Origin of the sequence: Pseudonocardia tropica (assembly GCF_040105315.1) — a bacterium.
Taxonomy (GTDB): domain Bacteria; phylum Actinomycetota; class Actinomycetes; order Mycobacteriales; family Pseudonocardiaceae; genus Pseudonocardia; species Pseudonocardia alni.
The window spans coordinates 33,906-48,282 of record NZ_JBEDNP010000003.1; the positions used below are offsets into that span (position 1 = coordinate 33,906).

The following is a 14,377-nucleotide window of genomic DNA, read 5'->3' on the forward strand; positions in this document are numbered from 1 at the left end:
TCCTCCTCGGGAGTGTCAGGACTGCCGGCGCAGGTGGGGGGCCTGCGCCGCGAGCTGGTCGAGCTGGCTGCGGACGTCGTCGAAGCCGCTGTCGACCCGCAGGTCCAGCGCGATCGACGCGGCCAGCTCCGCGGTGTCGTGGAAGGCGGTGCGGGCGACCTCGAGCCGGGCGCCGACGGTGCGGGCCACCTCGCTGCCCTGGCCCGCGCTCTCCAGGCTCTCGCCCATCCGCGCGGTGCGCAGGGCCTCGGCGAGCTCGGCGTCGAGGTTGCGGCCGATGTCGTGCAGCCAGTCCTTGGCCGGGCCGTCGGGCACCGTCCGCACGACGCCGTGGAACGCGGTCACCGAGCCGACGCAGCCGGAGTAGGCGCGCGCCCACCGGGACCCCGCGACGAGGCCGTCGGGCAACGAGACGGGGGCGTTCTCGGCGGCCCGGCGCATGGCCTCCTGCTCGGCGGGGCTCGCGGAGCGCAGGTAGGCGCGGGCCAGGGCCTGGGACGGCAGACCGAGGAACAGGACCGCCGGGATCGAGCAGAACAGCACGCCGGCGATCGTGCCGCCGATGCTGCGCCCGATGACCTCCGCCGCCGGGTAGCTCCCGGCCTCGGCGATGCCCATGGCCACCCCGATGCCGATCCCGCAGGCCGCCCCGAGCAGCAGGGCCACCAGCCAGCCGTGCGCGGCGAGGGTGTGCGACACCCTGCCCCCGCGCACCGCCATCCGTCGCCGCCAGTCCCCGCCGGGCGGCGGGGCGGGCATCCCGCGCGCCATCACCGCTCCAGCACGTTCTTGAAGGCGCGCGTCTGCTCGGTCAGCGCGGTCTCGGTCGGCAGCCGCTCCATCGACGAGGCCCCGTAGAAGCCGTGGCAGACCTTCGCCGTGCGGAGCACGTGCGCGGCGTCCTCGGGCATCGCGACCGGCCCGCCGTGGACGAGGACGAGCACGTCGTCGCGGACCTCCAGCGCCGCCTGCGCCCACTCGTCGACGAGCGCGACGCAGTCGTCGAGGGTCTTGGCGGTGCCCGCCCCGATCGCGCCGCCGGTGGTGAGCCCCATGTGGCACACCACGATGTCGGCACCGGCCCGGGCCATGGCGCGGGCGTCGTCGACGGAGAAGACGTACGGCGTGGTCAGCATGTCCTTGGCCCGCGCCGCGGCGACGAGGTCGACCTCCAGCGCGTAGCCCATCCCGGTCTCCTCCAGGTTGGCCCGGAAGGTGCCGTCGATCAGCCCGACGGTCGGGAAGTTCTGGATGCCGGCGAACCCGAGCGAGGACAGCTCGTCGAGGAAGCGGTCGGTGAACAGGAACGGGTCGGTGCCGTTGACCCCGGCCAGCACCGGGGTGCGGCGGACCACCGGCAGCACCTCGGCCGCCATCTCGACGACGATGTCGTTGGCGTTGCCGTAGGCCAGCAGCCCGGCGAGCGAGCCGCGGCCCGCCATCCGGTAGCGCCCGGAGTTGTAGATGACGATGAGGTCGATCCCGCCGGCCTCCTCGCACTTGGCCGACAGCCCGGTGCCCGCGCCGCCGCCGACGATCGGCTCGCCGCGGGCGGCCATCTCGCCGAACCGCTCCATCAGCTCCGCGCGGCCGAACCGCCTCATCGCCGTACCTCCTGCCAGGCCGAGAGCACCGCGTCGGCGAACTCCGGGTCGTTGACGTGGTGCGCGACCCGCCGGACGTTCCCCGGAGAGCCCACACCGGACTCGATCGCGGCGAACAGCGCCGCGTCGGCCTCGGGATCGTGGAACGCCGCGCCCGGTGTGTCCAGTGCGGACACCCCGCCCAGCGGCAGGAGGAACCGCCACGGCCCGGTCAGCGCGTTCAGCTTCGCCGCCAGCCAGGCCCCGATCTCCCGGTTCTCGTCGACGGTGGTGCGCATCAGGGTGACGTTCGCGTTGTGCTCGTACAGCACGCGGTCGGCGAAGCGTTCCGGGACGGTCGCCCGTGCGCCGAAGTTGACCATGTCCAGGGCGCCGCAGGACCCGACCCACGGCACCGCGGCGCGGGCGATCGCGTCGAGCCGGTCCGGGCCGCAGGCCATCACCCCGCCGACGAGCAGGTCCGCGACCTCGGTGGTGGTCAGGTCCAGCACCGAGTCGACCAGGCCGGAGTCGACGAGCTTCTCCATCGACGGCCCGCCCGAGCCGGTGGCGTGGAAGACCAGGGCGTCGACGCCGTCGCCGAGCCGTTCGCGGACCGCGGTGACCAGCGGCGTGGTCACCCCGAACATCGTCAGCCCGACGGCGGGCAGGTCGGCACCGGTCTCCGGCGGCGGGGCGGTGGCGGCGGCGGCCAGCATGTGCGCGGCGTTGCCCAGCACCCGTCGCGAGATGCGGTTGAGGCCCGCGACGTCGGTGAAGGCGTGGAGCATCGCGACGTCGCTCGCCCCCACGTAGGGCGCGGTGTCGCCGGAGGCGACGGTGGAGACCATCAGCTTGGGCACCCCGACCGGGAGGTCGCGCATCGCCGGGGTGACCAGCGCGGTCCCGCCCGAGCCGCCGAGCCCGAGGACGCCGCCGACGTCGTCGCGGCCGGCGAGGAAGGCCCGCAGCGCCTGCGCCATCGCCCCCACCGCGCTGCCGCGGTCGCCGGTGAACACCGCGTCGGCGCCCCCGGGGTGACAGGCGGCGACCTCGGCCGCGGTGACGTCGGGACCGGGGCTCGCCGCACCGGAGGTGGACACGTCCACCCGGCGCACGTCGGCGCCGTCGGCGGCCATCAGCTCCGCCACCCAGGCCAGCTCGGCGCCCTTGGTGTCGAACGTGCCGATCACGTATGCGGTCCCCACACGGGAGTTCTACCCGGACCCGGGTACCCGGGGCGAGAGCCGGAGCCCGGACGGCGCAGGGCACCATGGACACGCCCCTTTCCGCCGGGCTCGTGACCTCGGGGCCCGTGACGTCGTTGGAGAGACATGCTCGGTCAACCGGACGACCCGCGTGGCATCGTGCTCCCGCTCGACGGGCGGCCCGGCGGCACGGAGACCGGCGCCCCCGAACGCAACGGTGGCCCGCGTCCCCTCCGCAACGGGAACCCTCCCCCCGGCCCGGCGCTGCTGCTGAGCTGGACCCCCACCCCGGCCGTCGACGACGACCGCACCTGGGCGACGCTGTCGGCGTCGAGCGAGCTGGCGCGCCGGCTCTCGCCCGACGCCGGCCGCGGACCCGCCGCCGGGCTCACCTTCCGGCTCGCGCTGCCCGAGGCGTTCGGCGCCGAGCCGCTGCTGCGCCTGGCCGGCGGCGAGACGGCCGCCGCGGCCCCCGGGTCGTCGGCGCTGGTGCCGGTCGCGCCCACCGCTCCCGGTGACCGGCACGGCGCCGGGCTGGGCCTGCTCACCCTGACCACCGCGGCCGAGATCGCCGCGACCGGCACCCAGACCCGGGTGCTCGACGCGCTGACCGCCGCGGTCGACCAGCTGGCCCCGTCGTGCGTGATGCGGCTGGACTCGCGGCTGCGGGCGGCCGAGGAGTCGCTGCGCGAGGCCCAGGCCGAGCTGCTCGAACGCGGCTCGCTCGTCGTCGACGGCGACGCGACCGACAGCGGCTCCCCGTCGCGTGGCCTCGAGACGGCGGTCGCGAACCTGTCGGTGCTGCGCCACCAGACGCACGCCTGGATCGCGGGCTGGGAGCGGGTCGTCGCCGGGGCCGACCCGTCGGGCACGCCCGGCCTGGCGCTGCGCGACGCGCTCGGTGAGGTCGGCAAGCTCGGCTGGACCGGGTTCCCGGCCGGGGTGCACGGTGCCTACCAGGCACTCGTCCTGGACGCCCGGCGCATCCTGCTCACCGCGGCCGACCACCTGCTGCGCGCCCCGAACCGGCCGCTGACCGCGCTGCGCCCCCTGGTCGAGAGCGACCTCGCGGGCCGGGCCGCCGACGTCGCTCGGCTGCACCGGCTGCTGACCACGCTGTCGACGCTCCCGCAGACCGTACGCAAGCGCTCCGGCGGGATGATGCCGAACCTGATCGCGGACCAGGCGGCGGCCAACGCGCGCAGCCAGGCGCTGTTCACGCGGATGGCGAACGCGCTGCGCTCACCGGTGTGGGACGGCCGGGTCGTCGTCGAGGTGCGGTCGCTCGACTCGGGCGAGCTGCAGGTGCTGCGCCCGGTCTGACCCCGGACACGCCACGACCCTCCCGTCCGGCACGGAGCCGGTCGGGAGGGCCGTGGCCGGGTGTCGCGGTGGGTCAGCGGGCGACGGCCTCGGCGCGCTTGCGCGCGTCCTTCGCCGACGCCTTGGCCTGCTTGGCGGCCTCGGCACCGGCCACCGACGCGCGGTCGGCGAGGTCCGAACCGAGCTTCGCGGCCTGCGACTGGGCCTGGGTCACCAGGGTGGACAAGCGGTCGGCGTACTCAGGGGCACGCTTCTCGGCGCGGGCGGCGGCCTTGCGGGCCTGCTTCTCCCAGCGGACGCGGCGCTTCTCGGCCTCACGCACCCACCTGTCACCACTGCGCCCGGCGGCCTTGCGGTACCGGGCGCCCTTCTTGTCCACGACCTTCTCCAGCTGGGCGCCACGCTTCTCGGCCGCCTTCGCCAGCTTGGCGCCGCGCTTCTCAGCGACCTCGGCCTGCTTGCGGGCGGCCTCGGCGCCGCGCTCGGCGGCGGCCGAGAGCTGCTCGGACCAGGTGGACGCCCTGTCCGAGGCGACCTCGGACAGGTGCGCGGCCTGCTCGGAGGCCTTGCCGCCCCACTCGGTGGCGCGCTCGCGCACGACCGGGCCGTACTCCTCGACGGCCTCGGCCAGCTTCTCCCGGCTGCCCGCGGCGGCCGCGGCGATCGAGGTGCCCGCGCCGGCCAGTCCCGCGGCGAGCTGGGCACCGGTGTCGGAACCGGAGCCGGAGCCGGAGAGCCGGGCCTGGGCCCGCTCGGCGGCCCGGCGCGTCCGGTAGGCGTGCGACGGCTTGCCGTGGGTGTCGGCGGCCGCGATGAGCAGCCCGCCGAGCAGGCCGACGTTCTTCAGGAAGTGGATCTGCTCGTTGGCGCGCTTCTGCTGGTCGGTCTCCTCCCAGAAGCGGTGCCCGGCCAGGGTGGTCGGGACGAGCGAGGCGGCCAGCGCGGTGGCCGACAGGCGGGGGAACTTGCCCAGGGCGAGGAGCGAGCCCGCCACGATCTTCACCCCGGCATCGACCTTGACCAGGGTCTCGTTGTCCGGGCGCCGGTCCAGCGGGGCGTTCTCCACGACCTTGTCGATGGCCGGGGCGGCCTGGTCGAGAACGGGCTGTGCGGCGGAAGTCAACGCGTCGGCGTTCCGCAGCTCGTTGATTCCGCCGTAGATGAACACGGCCGCGAGGGCGGGTCGGGCTACACGTCGCAAGACTGGCATGGGGCACCTTTCCCCGGCTCGTCCGTCCGCAAACCCGGGGTGGGTGTGGTGTCACCGCCGTGGGATGGCAATCATGCCCGGGTGACGAACGGACGGCGGGCCATCGGGCTCGACATCGGAGGAACGAAGGTCGCCGGAGCGATCGTGGGCGAGGATGGCACGGTCCACGCCGAGCTGCGGCGCAACACCCCGGACACGTCCGATGCGGACACGATGACCACCCTCCTGCGGGAGATGGTCGAGGAGCTGCGCGGTGACGCCGAGGGCGCGGACGTGTGCGCGATCGGCGTCGGAGCCGCGGGGACCGTGGAGTGGCCGGTCGGCCGGATCCGCTGGGCGCCCAACAACAACTACGAGAACTGGGACGTCCGCGGCCTGCTGGAGGCCGCGTGCGGGCTGCCGGTGGTCGTCGACAACGACGGCAACGTCGCCGGTCTGGCCGAGGCCCGGCTCGGCGAGACCCGCAACGACGACATGGTGCTGCTGACCGTCGGCACCGGCGTCGGGGCGGGCATCGTGCTCGACGGGAAGATCTACCGCGGCGCGCACGGGCTCGGTGCCGAGGTCGGGCACATGAACGTCAACCCGGACGGCCCGCAGTGCGGCTGCGGCAACTACGGCTGCCTGGAGGCGGTCGCGTCGGGGACCGCGCTGACCCGGATGGGCCGCAGCGCCGCCCTGCACGACCCGCGGGGCATGATCGCGACCCTGGCCGCGGAGGCCGGGGGCGAGGTCACCGGCCAGCACGTGACGATGGCCGCGATGGCGGGCGACAGCACGGCGGCGTCGCTGTTCCAGCGGCTCGGGCGCTCGCTGGGGATCGGCATCGCCAGCATCAACGCGATCTTCGAGTTCGAGGTCGTGCTGATCGGCGGCGGCCTGGTCGACGCGGGCGAGCTGCTGCTCGAGCCGGCGCGCCGGGCGGCCCGGGAGTTCCACTACGGCCCGCCCGAGGTCCGCCCGATCCCGCCGGTGCTGCCCGCCACCTACAAGGGCGACGCCGGGAAGATCGGTGCGGGGCTGCTGGCGCTGGAGGAGACCTGATCTCGTCCCGCAACGGGGCCGGGGCACGACTACGCTCGGACGGGTGACACTCCTGCTCGGACCGGTGCTGCGGCACGTCGACGAGACCAGCGCGCTGGTCTGGGTGCAGACCTCCGGCCCGTGCCGCGTCTCGGTGCTCGGCTGCGACGCCGCGACCTTCGAGGTGTCGGGCCACCACTTCGCCCTGGTGCGGGTGACCGGGCTGACGCCGGGCACCCGCACCGCCTACGAGGTCCACCTCGACGGCGAGCAGGTCTGGCCGCTGCCGCACTCGCCGTTCCCGCCGAGCCTGATCGCGACACGCGGCGCGGACACCGAGACCCACCAGCGGATCGTCTTCGGCTCCTGCCGCTACGTGAAGCTGGCCGACCCGAAGCTGGCCCGGCAGTACGGCCTCGACGCGCTCGACGTCTACGCCGGCCGGATGGCCGGGCTGCCCCCGGAGACCTGGCCGACCACCCTGCTGCTGCTCGGGGACCAGGTCTACGCCGACGAGCTCACCCCGCAGACCCGGCGGCGGATCGCCGGGCGGCGGGAGCGGCACCCGGACTGGCCCGACGACGAGATCGTCGGCTTCGACGAGTACTCGGGCCTCTACCGCGACACCTGGTCGGACCCCGAGGTGCGGTGGATGCTCTCCACCGTCCCCACCGCGATGATCTTCGACGACCACGACGTCCGCGACGACTGGAACACCTCCGGCGCCTGGCGCGAGCAGATCGCCCGCACGCCCTGGTGGTCCGAGCGCATCCGCTCCGGCCTGGCCTCGTACTGGGTCCACCAGCACCTGGGCAACCTCTCCCCCGCCGAGCTCGCCGCCGACCGGACCTGGCAGGAGGTGCAGGCCGCCGAGGGCGACGTCTGGCCGCTGCTGTCCGAGCGGGCCGCCCTGTGGGACCGCGAGACCGGCGACGGCGACGACACCCGCAAGGACGAGCGGTTCTCCTTCTGCTGGGAGCTCGGCCGCACCCGGCTGATCGTCATCGACTCCCGCAACGGACGGATCGTCGAGTCCACGCCGCGCCGGATGGTGTCCGACGCCGAGTTCGACTGGATCTCCGCGAAGGCGCTCGCCCCCGGCGACGTGGACCACCTCGTCCTGGGCACCTCGGTGCCCTGGCTGATGCCCCAGGTCATCTCCGACCTGGAGGCCGCGACCGAGAAGGGCGCGAACGGCTCCGGCCGGGTCGCCGCCGTCGCCGAGTGGGCCCGCCAGGAGGCCGACCTGGAGCACTGGCCCGCGTTCGGGCGCTCCTTCGCCCGGCTCGCCGAGCTGATCCGCGAGGCGTGCCGCCCGCGCGCCGGGGACGCCCCGCCCGCCACGGTGTCGGTGCTGTCCGGCGACGTCCACCACTCCTACGCCGCCGTCGCCGACGTGCACACCCACACCCCCGGGGACCGGCCCGGCCGCGGCCCGGAGGGCACCCGGGTCCACCAGCTGACCTGCTCACCGGTGCACAACGTGGTCCCCGCGGTGATGCGGGTGATGTTCCGGATCACCTGGTCGCGGCTGCTGGGCAGGATGACGACCCGCTGGACCCGCCGGACCGGGGCCGGCCGCGCGGGCGTGGCCTGGGAGCGGACGACCGGTCCGCTGTTCGGCAACCTCGTCGCGACCCTGGAGACCGACGGGCGACGGGCGTCGTGCCGGTTCGAGCGGCCCCGCTCGGCCGCGGTGCTCGACACCGCCGCCGAGGTCGTCCTGACCCCGCAGGCCCCGCCCATGGCGGCCCGGCAGCGGAGGGGGACCGCCCCGGCGGTCTGACCGCGGCCCGCGGTGACGGCCGGTCAGAACCCGGTCCGGGCCAGCCAGCCCGTCCAGACGCCGGCGTCGCCGAGGACGTGGAGGCGGTCGTCGTCGGCGGGGATCCGGCGGGTGACGCCCCGGAGCAGGTCGGCGGCGGTGCCGCGGACCGCGGCGTCGCCCTTGCCGTGCCCGTGCTCCCAGACCACCCGCCCGCCCGCGCCGCGCACCATCCACTCCCCTGCCGCGTCCGGCACGTCGTCGGTGGCGTGCAGGTGCAGCGTGGCGCCCTCGGCCAGCGGCGGCTCGTCGGCGGCGGGGCGGGCGGCGAGCAGGCCCAGCCACTCCGAGACGCCGTCGGCGGCCACCTGGGGGTCGATCGGGAAGGGCACCCCGAGCGCGACGGCGGCGTCGGCGCGGTGCACCGTCGCCTCGTGCAACCGCCGCCGCACCCACCACGCCGAGGGCCGCGGACCGGTGAAGGTCCACACCGGCGCGGTCGGCCCGGCCGCGACGACGGCGTCGAGCAGCTCGGTCGCGCCGTCGCGCAGCCACTGCGCCGCGACCTCGGGGCCGCCCTCGGGCGGCTTCCCGCCGGGCACCTCGCGCGGGTCGAGGGCCTCGGTCGCGCCGGTGGCGACCATCCGGGCCGCCCACCGGTGCCCGCGCCCGACGTGGCGGAGCAGCTGCAGCAGCGACCAACCCGGGCAGGTCGGGACCGGGGTGGCCGGATCGGCCGTCGTCAGCAGCGTGGCCAGCCGGTCGTTCTCCGCGAGGAGGACGGCGGCGTACGGGTCGACCGCGGTGCGGTCCGGTGTCGTGGTCATGAATTCCTACCCCCGGTCGCGGAACATGTGGGCGGGTTGCGGCGAGTCGTGCATGACGATCGTGCAGTTCGGGTAGGCAGGGATCATGCCGCCTCATCGTGACTGGACGCGACGGGGCGCGGGGCGGGCACTGCTGTACTGGCCGTTGACGGCCTTCCTGTTGGTGGCCGCTTTCCCCGCGTACTCCGTGGTGCTGGTCATCGCCTCCGGGATCCTGCTGCCCACCCTCGGCCTCGTCGCCGGGCTGGCCGGGAAGCGCTGGCGGGCACGCAAGCTCGCCCGGGCGCGTCGCATGCTGTCCGACGTCGTGGACCCCGCCCCACCCGCCGACGACGACCCCGTCGCAGACGAGGACGAACCCGACGCGACCGTTCCGGGGTCGTCCTGGCCGACCGGCCGGCACGCCCGCCGGGTCCGCGAGCAGGCCGCTGCGGCCACCGGGGAGCCCGCGGCACGCGACGCGGCCTGACCCGCACCGCACGCCCCCTGTGACGCTCGCCCGGTTCCTTGTACGTCCGATACTAGGATGTCAAACTAAACCGGCCGGGACACCGCCGTCCGCCCGGCGGGAGGTACGTCGCCGATGAGCACGGACACGGCCGCACAGGCCGAGCTGCACGTCCCCACGCACCCGGTCCGTTTCGTGACCGCGGCCAGCCTGTTCGACGGGCACGACGCCGCCATCAACATCATGCGCCGGATCCTGCAGCGCCAGGGCGCCGAGGTCATCCACCTCGGCCACAACCGCTCGGTCGACGAGGTCGTGACCGCCGCGATCCAGGAGGACGTGCAGGGCGTCGCCATCTCGTCCTACCAGGGCGGGCACGTCGAGTACTTCTCCTACCTGGTCGATCTGCTGCGCGAGCGCGGCGCCGGCCACATCAGGGTCTACGGCGGGGGCGGCGGCGTGATCGTCCCCGAGGAGATCGAGCTGCTGCACTCCCGCGGCGTCGCGCGCATCTTCTCCCCCGAGGACGGCCAGCACCTGGGCCTCCCCGGGATGATCAACATCATGATCCGGGAGTGCGACACGGACCTGGCCGCCGAGCCGCCGTCGTCGTACGACGGGCTGTTCTCCGGCGAGACCGCGACCCTGGCCCGGGCGCTCACCCAGGCCGAGACCGGGACCCTGCCCGACGAGGTCCGCGAGCGCGTCGCCGCGTCCGAGCGCCCCGTGCCGGTCCTCGGCATCACCGGCACCGGCGGCTCCGGCAAGTCCTCGCTGACCGACGAGCTGGTCCGCCGGCTCCGGCTCGACCAGGAGGACAAGCTCCGCATCGCGGTGCTCGCGGTCGACCCGACCCGGCGCAAGGGCGGCGGCGCGCTGCTCGGCGACCGCATCCGGATGAACGCGCTGTCTTCCGGGCCCGCCGGCGCAGGAGGCAGTCACGGCCCGGTGTTCTTCCGCAGCCTCGCCACCCGCGGCAACGACGGCGGCTCGCTGCCCGAGCGGCTCGGCGACACCATCGCGGTGCTCCGCTCCGCCGGGTTCGACCTGGTGGTCGTCGAGACGCCCGGCATCGGCCAGGGCGACGCGGGCATCGTCCCGTTCGTCGACCACTCGCTGTACGTGATGACGCCGGAGTTCGGCGCCGCGTCCCAGCTCGAGAAGATCGACATGCTGGACTTCGCCGACGTCGTCGCGATCAACAAGTTCGAGCGCCGCGGCGCCGAGGACGCCCGCCGCGACGTCGGACGCCAGCTCGTCCGCAACCGCGAGGAGTTCGGCGCGACCTGGGAGGACATGCCGGTCTACGGCACCTCGGCCGCCACCTTCAACGACGACGGCGTCACCGCGCTCTACCAGCACCTGCGCGACCTGCTCGCCGAGGGCGGGCTGACCGTCGGCGAGGGGCGTCTCCCCCGCGTCGACACCAAGACCTCCAGCGACTACGCGGCCGTCATCCCGCCGGAGCGGGTCCGCTACCTCGCCGACATCGCCGGCGCGGTGCGGGAGTACCACGCCGACACCGAGACCCACGCCCGGGCGGCCCGTACCGCGCAGCACCTGCGCACCGCCGCCGAGCTGGTCGGCGGCGACGACCTCGACGAGGCGCTGCGGACCGCGGAGAAGGAGGTCCCCGCCGAGTCCGCCGAGCTGCTGGGGTCCTGGCCGTCGCGGGTCGCGGACTACTCCGGCGACGAGTACGTCTACACCGTGCGGGACAAGGAGTTCCGCACGAAGCTGACCCGCGAGACGCTGTCCGGGAACCCGGTGCGCCGGGTCGCGCTGCCGACGTTCGACGACGACGCCGCGCTGCTGCGCTTCCTGCGCCGGGAGAACCTGCCCGGCTTCTACCCCTTCACCGCCGGGGTGTTCCCGTTCAAGCGGGAGGGCGAGGACCCGGCCCGCATGTTCGCCGGCGAGGGCGACCCGTTCCGCACCAACCGGCGGTTCAGGTACCTGTCGGAGAGCTCGGAGGCCAAGCGCCTGTCGACGGCGTTCGACTCGGTCACCCTCTACGGCCACGACCCGGACACCCGCCCCGACATCTACGGCAAGGTCGGCACCTCGGGCGTCTCGATCGCGACCCTGGACGACCTCAAGGCGCTCTACGACGGCTTCGACCTGTGCTCGCCGACGACCTCGGTGTCGATGACGATCAACGGCCCGGCGCCGACGATCCTCGCCTACTTCCTCAACGCCGCGATCGACCAGCAGGTCGACCGGTTCCGCGACGAGCAGGGCCGCGAGCCCGACGAGGGTGAGCGCGAGGAGCTGGTCGCCTACGCGCTGGCGAACGTCCGGGGCACGGTGCAGGCCGACATCCTCAAGGAGGACCAGGGCCAGAACACCTGCATCTTCTCCACCGAGTTCTCGCTGCGGATGATGGCCGACATCCAGGAGTGGTTCATCGCGCACCAGGTGCGCAACTTCTACTCCGTCTCGATCTCCGGCTACCACATCGCCGAGGCCGGGGCGAACCCCGTCAGCCAGCTCGCCTTCACCCTCGCGAACGGGTTCACCTTCGTCGAGAGCTACCTGGCGCGCGGGATGGACGTCGACGACTTCGCCCCGAACCTGTCGTTCTTCTTCTCCAACGGCATGGACGCCGAGTACACCGTGATCGGCCGGGTCGCCCGCCGCATCTGGGCGGTCGCGATGAAGGAGCGCTACGGGGCCAACGAGCGCTCCCAGAAGCTGAAGTACCACGTCCAGACCTCGGGAAGGTCCCTGCACGCGCAGGAGATGAACTTCAACGACATCCGCACCACGCTGCAGGCGCTCTGCGCGCTCTACGACAACGCGAACTCCCTGCACACCAACGCCTACGACGAGGCGGTCACCACGCCGTTGCAGGAGTCGGTGCGCCGCGCGATGGCCATCCAGATGATCATCAACAAGGAGTGGGGCCTGTCGCTGAACGAGAACCCGCTGCAGGGCTCGTTCGTCGTCGACGAGCTCACCGACCTCGTGGAGGAGGCGGTGCTGCGCGAGTTCGAGTCGATCGCGGACCGCGGCGGCGTGCTCGGGGCGATGGAGACCGGCTACCAGCGCGGCCGGATCCAGGACGAGTCGATGCTCTACGAGCACCGCAAGCACACCGGTGAGCTGCCGATCGTGGGCGTCAACACCTTCCTCAAGCCGGCCGACCCGGACGAGGCGCACCAGGAGATCGAGCTGGCCCGCGCCACCGAGGCCGAGAAGCAGTCCCAGCTCGACCGGCTCGCCGACTTCCAGTCCCGCCACCGCACGGAGGCCGAGCAGGCGCTGCGCCGGCTGCAGGACGTCGCGACCGGCGACGGCAACGTGTTCGACGAGCTGATGACGGCCGCGCGGGTGTGCTCGCTGGGTCAGCTGACGACGGCGTTCTTCGAGGTCGGCGGACAGTACCGGCGCAACATGTGACGGCGGGCGGGGCCGGTCCGTCCGGTCCCGCCCCGCTCACCAGCGGCCGCGCCGGTTCGGGATCCGTGCGGCCGCCAGACCGACCGCGGCGAGCGCCACCGCCAGCACCCCGTAGGCGATCCCGGCGGCGACGCCCGGGTCGTCGGCGGCGGTGACGGCGGCGGTCAGCACCGACACCGCGGCGATGCCGCCCATCTGCCGGAACATGATGCGCAACCCGGACACCGCGGCGACCTCGTCGGGCACCAGGTGCATGCCGGCGTTGTTGGCGGCCGGTCCGGAGAGCCCCGTGCCGAGCCCCAGCAGGGTGGAGCCGGCGAGCAGCCACACCGTGGGTCCGCCGAACGGGGGCGCGACCGCGGTGACCACCAGCCCGGCGACGACGGCGACCAGCCCGCCGAGGAGCAGCGGCCGGAAGCCCAGCCGGCGCAGCAGCGCGACCGCGGCCGCCGAGGTGACGATGGTGCCGATCGCGCGGCCGGTCAGCAGCGCCCCGGCGACGAACGCGGGCAGGTCGTAGCGGACCTGGGCGTAGAGCGGCAGGGTCGCCGAGAACCCGATCACCACGGCGCCGAAGACGACGTTGGTGACGTTCATGATCCCCAGGCCGCGCCCGGCGAGCAGGTGTACCGGGACGACCGCGTCGGGCCGACGCCGGGCGTGCCGGACGAACACCGCACCCGCCGTCAGCGCGACCACACCGGCCAGGACGGTCCAGCCGGGCCCCGAGCCCGGCGAGCCGAGCCGGGTGATGGTGAGCATCGTGGCGAGCAGGGTCGCGACGAGCAGCGCGATCCCGACGGCGTCGATCCGCGCGGTCCGCCGGTGCGGCGGGTCGTCGACCAGGGCGAGCCCGACGGCGACGAGCAGGATCCCGATCGGCACGTTCACCAGGAAGATGCCGTGCCAGGTCCAGGTGGTGAGCACGAGCCCGCCGACCAGCGGCCCGAGGATCGCGCCGATCGGGAAGACGCTGGTGAACAGGGCGAGCGCCCGGTCCCGGTCACGGCCGAACTGGTGGGCGACGATCCCGTTGGCGGCCGGCAGCATCACGCCGCCGGCGAGGCCCTGCACCAGCCGGCAGGCGATGAGCACGCCGATGGAGGGGCTGAGCGCGCTCAGCCCGGACATCACCGTGAACACGGTGACCCCGGCCAGGAACATCCGCCGGCCGCCGAAGCGGTCGGACAGCCACCCGCCCAGTGGCAGCGCCAGGATCTGCCCGACCGCGGCGACGGTCACGACCCAGCCGGTCCAGGCCAGGTCGGCGCCGAGGTCGCCGCTGATCGTCGTCAGCGCGGTGGCGACCGACGTCCCGTCCAGGGAGAACATCAGCAGCGCCAGGCCGACGACGGCGAAGACCGGCACGCGCCGGGGCAGCGGGTCGTCGCCGGGAGGCCCGGCGGGGCCGTCCCCGGTCGGGCGGTGGGTGTCGTGGGCGGCGTCGGTCACGTGGTGGGCACACCTGTCTTCCCGGAGGAACCGGACATGATGTGCTTACCACAAGCTAAACAGTCGGGCGGTGGCAGCGCCCGCCGGCGTCAGCGGCGGGACCGGCTCCGGCGACGCCCGCGGTTCCACCCGCCGA

Annotated in this window: 11 protein-coding genes; 5 read left to right on the forward strand and 6 right to left on the reverse strand. The window is 74.2% G+C overall.

Going from position 1 to position 14,377, the window contains the following annotated elements:
- Positions 1-15 precede the first annotated feature (15 nt).
- The 3 genes from WHI96_RS05680 to WHI96_RS05690 are packed head-to-tail and all read right to left on the reverse strand — an operon-like array spanning position 16 to position 2,791.
- Positions 16-771, reverse strand: a complete 756-nt coding sequence (locus WHI96_RS05680; protein WP_345642080.1) for a hypothetical protein — start codon at positions 769-771, stop codon at positions 16-18.
- Entirely contained in the window at positions 771-1,604 is an 834-nt protein-coding gene (locus WHI96_RS05685) for a phosphoenolpyruvate hydrolase family protein (protein WP_345642082.1), read from the reverse strand. Before WHI96_RS05685 ends, WHI96_RS05680 begins: the two co-directional genes overlap by 1 nt.
- Complete coding sequence (locus WHI96_RS05690) at positions 1,601-2,791, reverse strand: Tm-1-like ATP-binding domain-containing protein (RefSeq protein ID WP_345642085.1); 1,191 nt, start codon at positions 2,789-2,791, stop codon at positions 1,601-1,603. The genes WHI96_RS05685 and WHI96_RS05690 overlap by 4 nt, the downstream gene beginning before the upstream one ends.
- Positions 2,792-2,917: 126 nt before the next feature.
- Between WHI96_RS05690 and WHI96_RS05695 the strand changes: the two genes are divergently transcribed.
- The gene (locus WHI96_RS05695; RefSeq protein ID WP_345642088.1) at positions 2,918-4,114 is read left to right on the forward strand and encodes a hypothetical protein; all 1,197 of its coding nucleotides are present in this window, start codon (positions 2,918-2,920) and stop codon (positions 4,112-4,114) included.
- 73 nt (positions 4,115-4,187) lie between these two features.
- Here WHI96_RS05695 and WHI96_RS05700 read toward each other — a convergent pair whose 3' ends face one another.
- The gene (locus WHI96_RS05700) at positions 4,188-5,324 is read right to left on the reverse strand and encodes a DoxX family protein (RefSeq protein WP_345642091.1); all 1,137 of its coding nucleotides are present in this window, start codon (positions 5,322-5,324) and stop codon (positions 4,188-4,190) included.
- 81 nt (positions 5,325-5,405) lie between these two features.
- Between WHI96_RS05700 and WHI96_RS05705 the strand changes: the two genes are divergently transcribed.
- Together WHI96_RS05705 and WHI96_RS05710 are read left to right on the forward strand one after the other, a co-directional pair.
- Positions 5,406-6,368 carry an ROK family protein gene (locus tag WHI96_RS05705; protein WP_345642094.1) on the forward strand — a complete coding sequence of 321 codons (963 nt, stop codon included), beginning with the start codon at positions 5,406-5,408 and terminating at the stop codon, positions 6,366-6,368.
- Between the two features lie 43 nt (positions 6,369-6,411).
- Positions 6,412-8,133, forward strand: a complete 1,722-nt coding sequence (locus WHI96_RS05710; protein ID WP_345642097.1) for an alkaline phosphatase D family protein — start codon at positions 6,412-6,414, stop codon at positions 8,131-8,133.
- 23 nt (positions 8,134-8,156) lie between these two features.
- Here WHI96_RS05710 and WHI96_RS05715 read toward each other — a convergent pair whose 3' ends face one another.
- Positions 8,157-8,939 (reverse strand): maleylpyruvate isomerase family mycothiol-dependent enzyme, encoded by a 783-nt coding sequence (locus tag WHI96_RS05715; RefSeq protein WP_345642100.1) that lies wholly within the window; start codon positions 8,937-8,939, stop codon positions 8,157-8,159.
- An 85-nt stretch (positions 8,940-9,024) separates the two neighbouring features.
- Between WHI96_RS05715 and WHI96_RS05720 the strand changes: the two genes are divergently transcribed.
- Together WHI96_RS05720 and icmF are read left to right on the forward strand one after the other, a co-directional pair.
- The gene (locus WHI96_RS05720; protein ID WP_345642103.1) at positions 9,025-9,408 is read left to right on the forward strand and encodes a hypothetical protein; all 384 of its coding nucleotides are present in this window, start codon (positions 9,025-9,027) and stop codon (positions 9,406-9,408) included.
- Positions 9,409-9,522: 114 nt separating this feature from the next.
- Complete coding sequence (gene icmF, locus WHI96_RS05725; RefSeq protein WP_345642106.1) at positions 9,523-12,789, forward strand: fused isobutyryl-CoA mutase/GTPase IcmF; 3,267 nt, start codon at positions 9,523-9,525, stop codon at positions 12,787-12,789.
- Between the two features lie 36 nt (positions 12,790-12,825).
- Here the strand turns inward: icmF and WHI96_RS05730 are convergent, their stop codons facing one another.
- Positions 12,826-14,241, reverse strand: coding sequence for an MFS transporter (locus WHI96_RS05730; protein WP_345642108.1), 1,416 nt, complete (start codon positions 14,239-14,241; stop codon positions 12,826-12,828).
- Positions 14,242-14,377 lie beyond the last annotated feature (136 nt).

What these genes read in the sequence shown, in the direction of transcription:
- WHI96_RS05680 (WP_345642080.1), bottom strand. Translation starts at nt 771, where the DNA reads ATGGCGCGCGGGATGCCCGCCCCGCCGCCCGGCGGGGACTGGCGGCGA.
- WHI96_RS05685 (WP_345642082.1), bottom strand. Translation starts at nt 1,604, where the DNA reads ATGAGGCGGTTCGGCCGCGCGGAGCTGATGGAGCGGTTCGGCGAGATG.
- WHI96_RS05695 (WP_345642088.1), top strand. Translation starts at nt 2,918, where the DNA reads ATGCTCGGTCAACCGGACGACCCGCGTGGCATCGTGCTCCCGCTCGAC.
- WHI96_RS05700 (WP_345642091.1), bottom strand. Translation starts at nt 5,324, where the DNA reads ATGCCAGTCTTGCGACGTGTAGCCCGACCCGCCCTCGCGGCCGTGTTC.
- WHI96_RS05715 (WP_345642100.1), bottom strand. Translation starts at nt 8,939, where the DNA reads ATGACCACGACACCGGACCGCACCGCGGTCGACCCGTACGCCGCCGTC.
- WHI96_RS05720 (WP_345642103.1), top strand. Translation starts at nt 9,025, where the DNA reads ATGCCGCCTCATCGTGACTGGACGCGACGGGGCGCGGGGCGGGCACTG.
- icmF (WP_345642106.1), top strand. Translation starts at nt 9,523, where the DNA reads ATGAGCACGGACACGGCCGCACAGGCCGAGCTGCACGTCCCCACGCAC.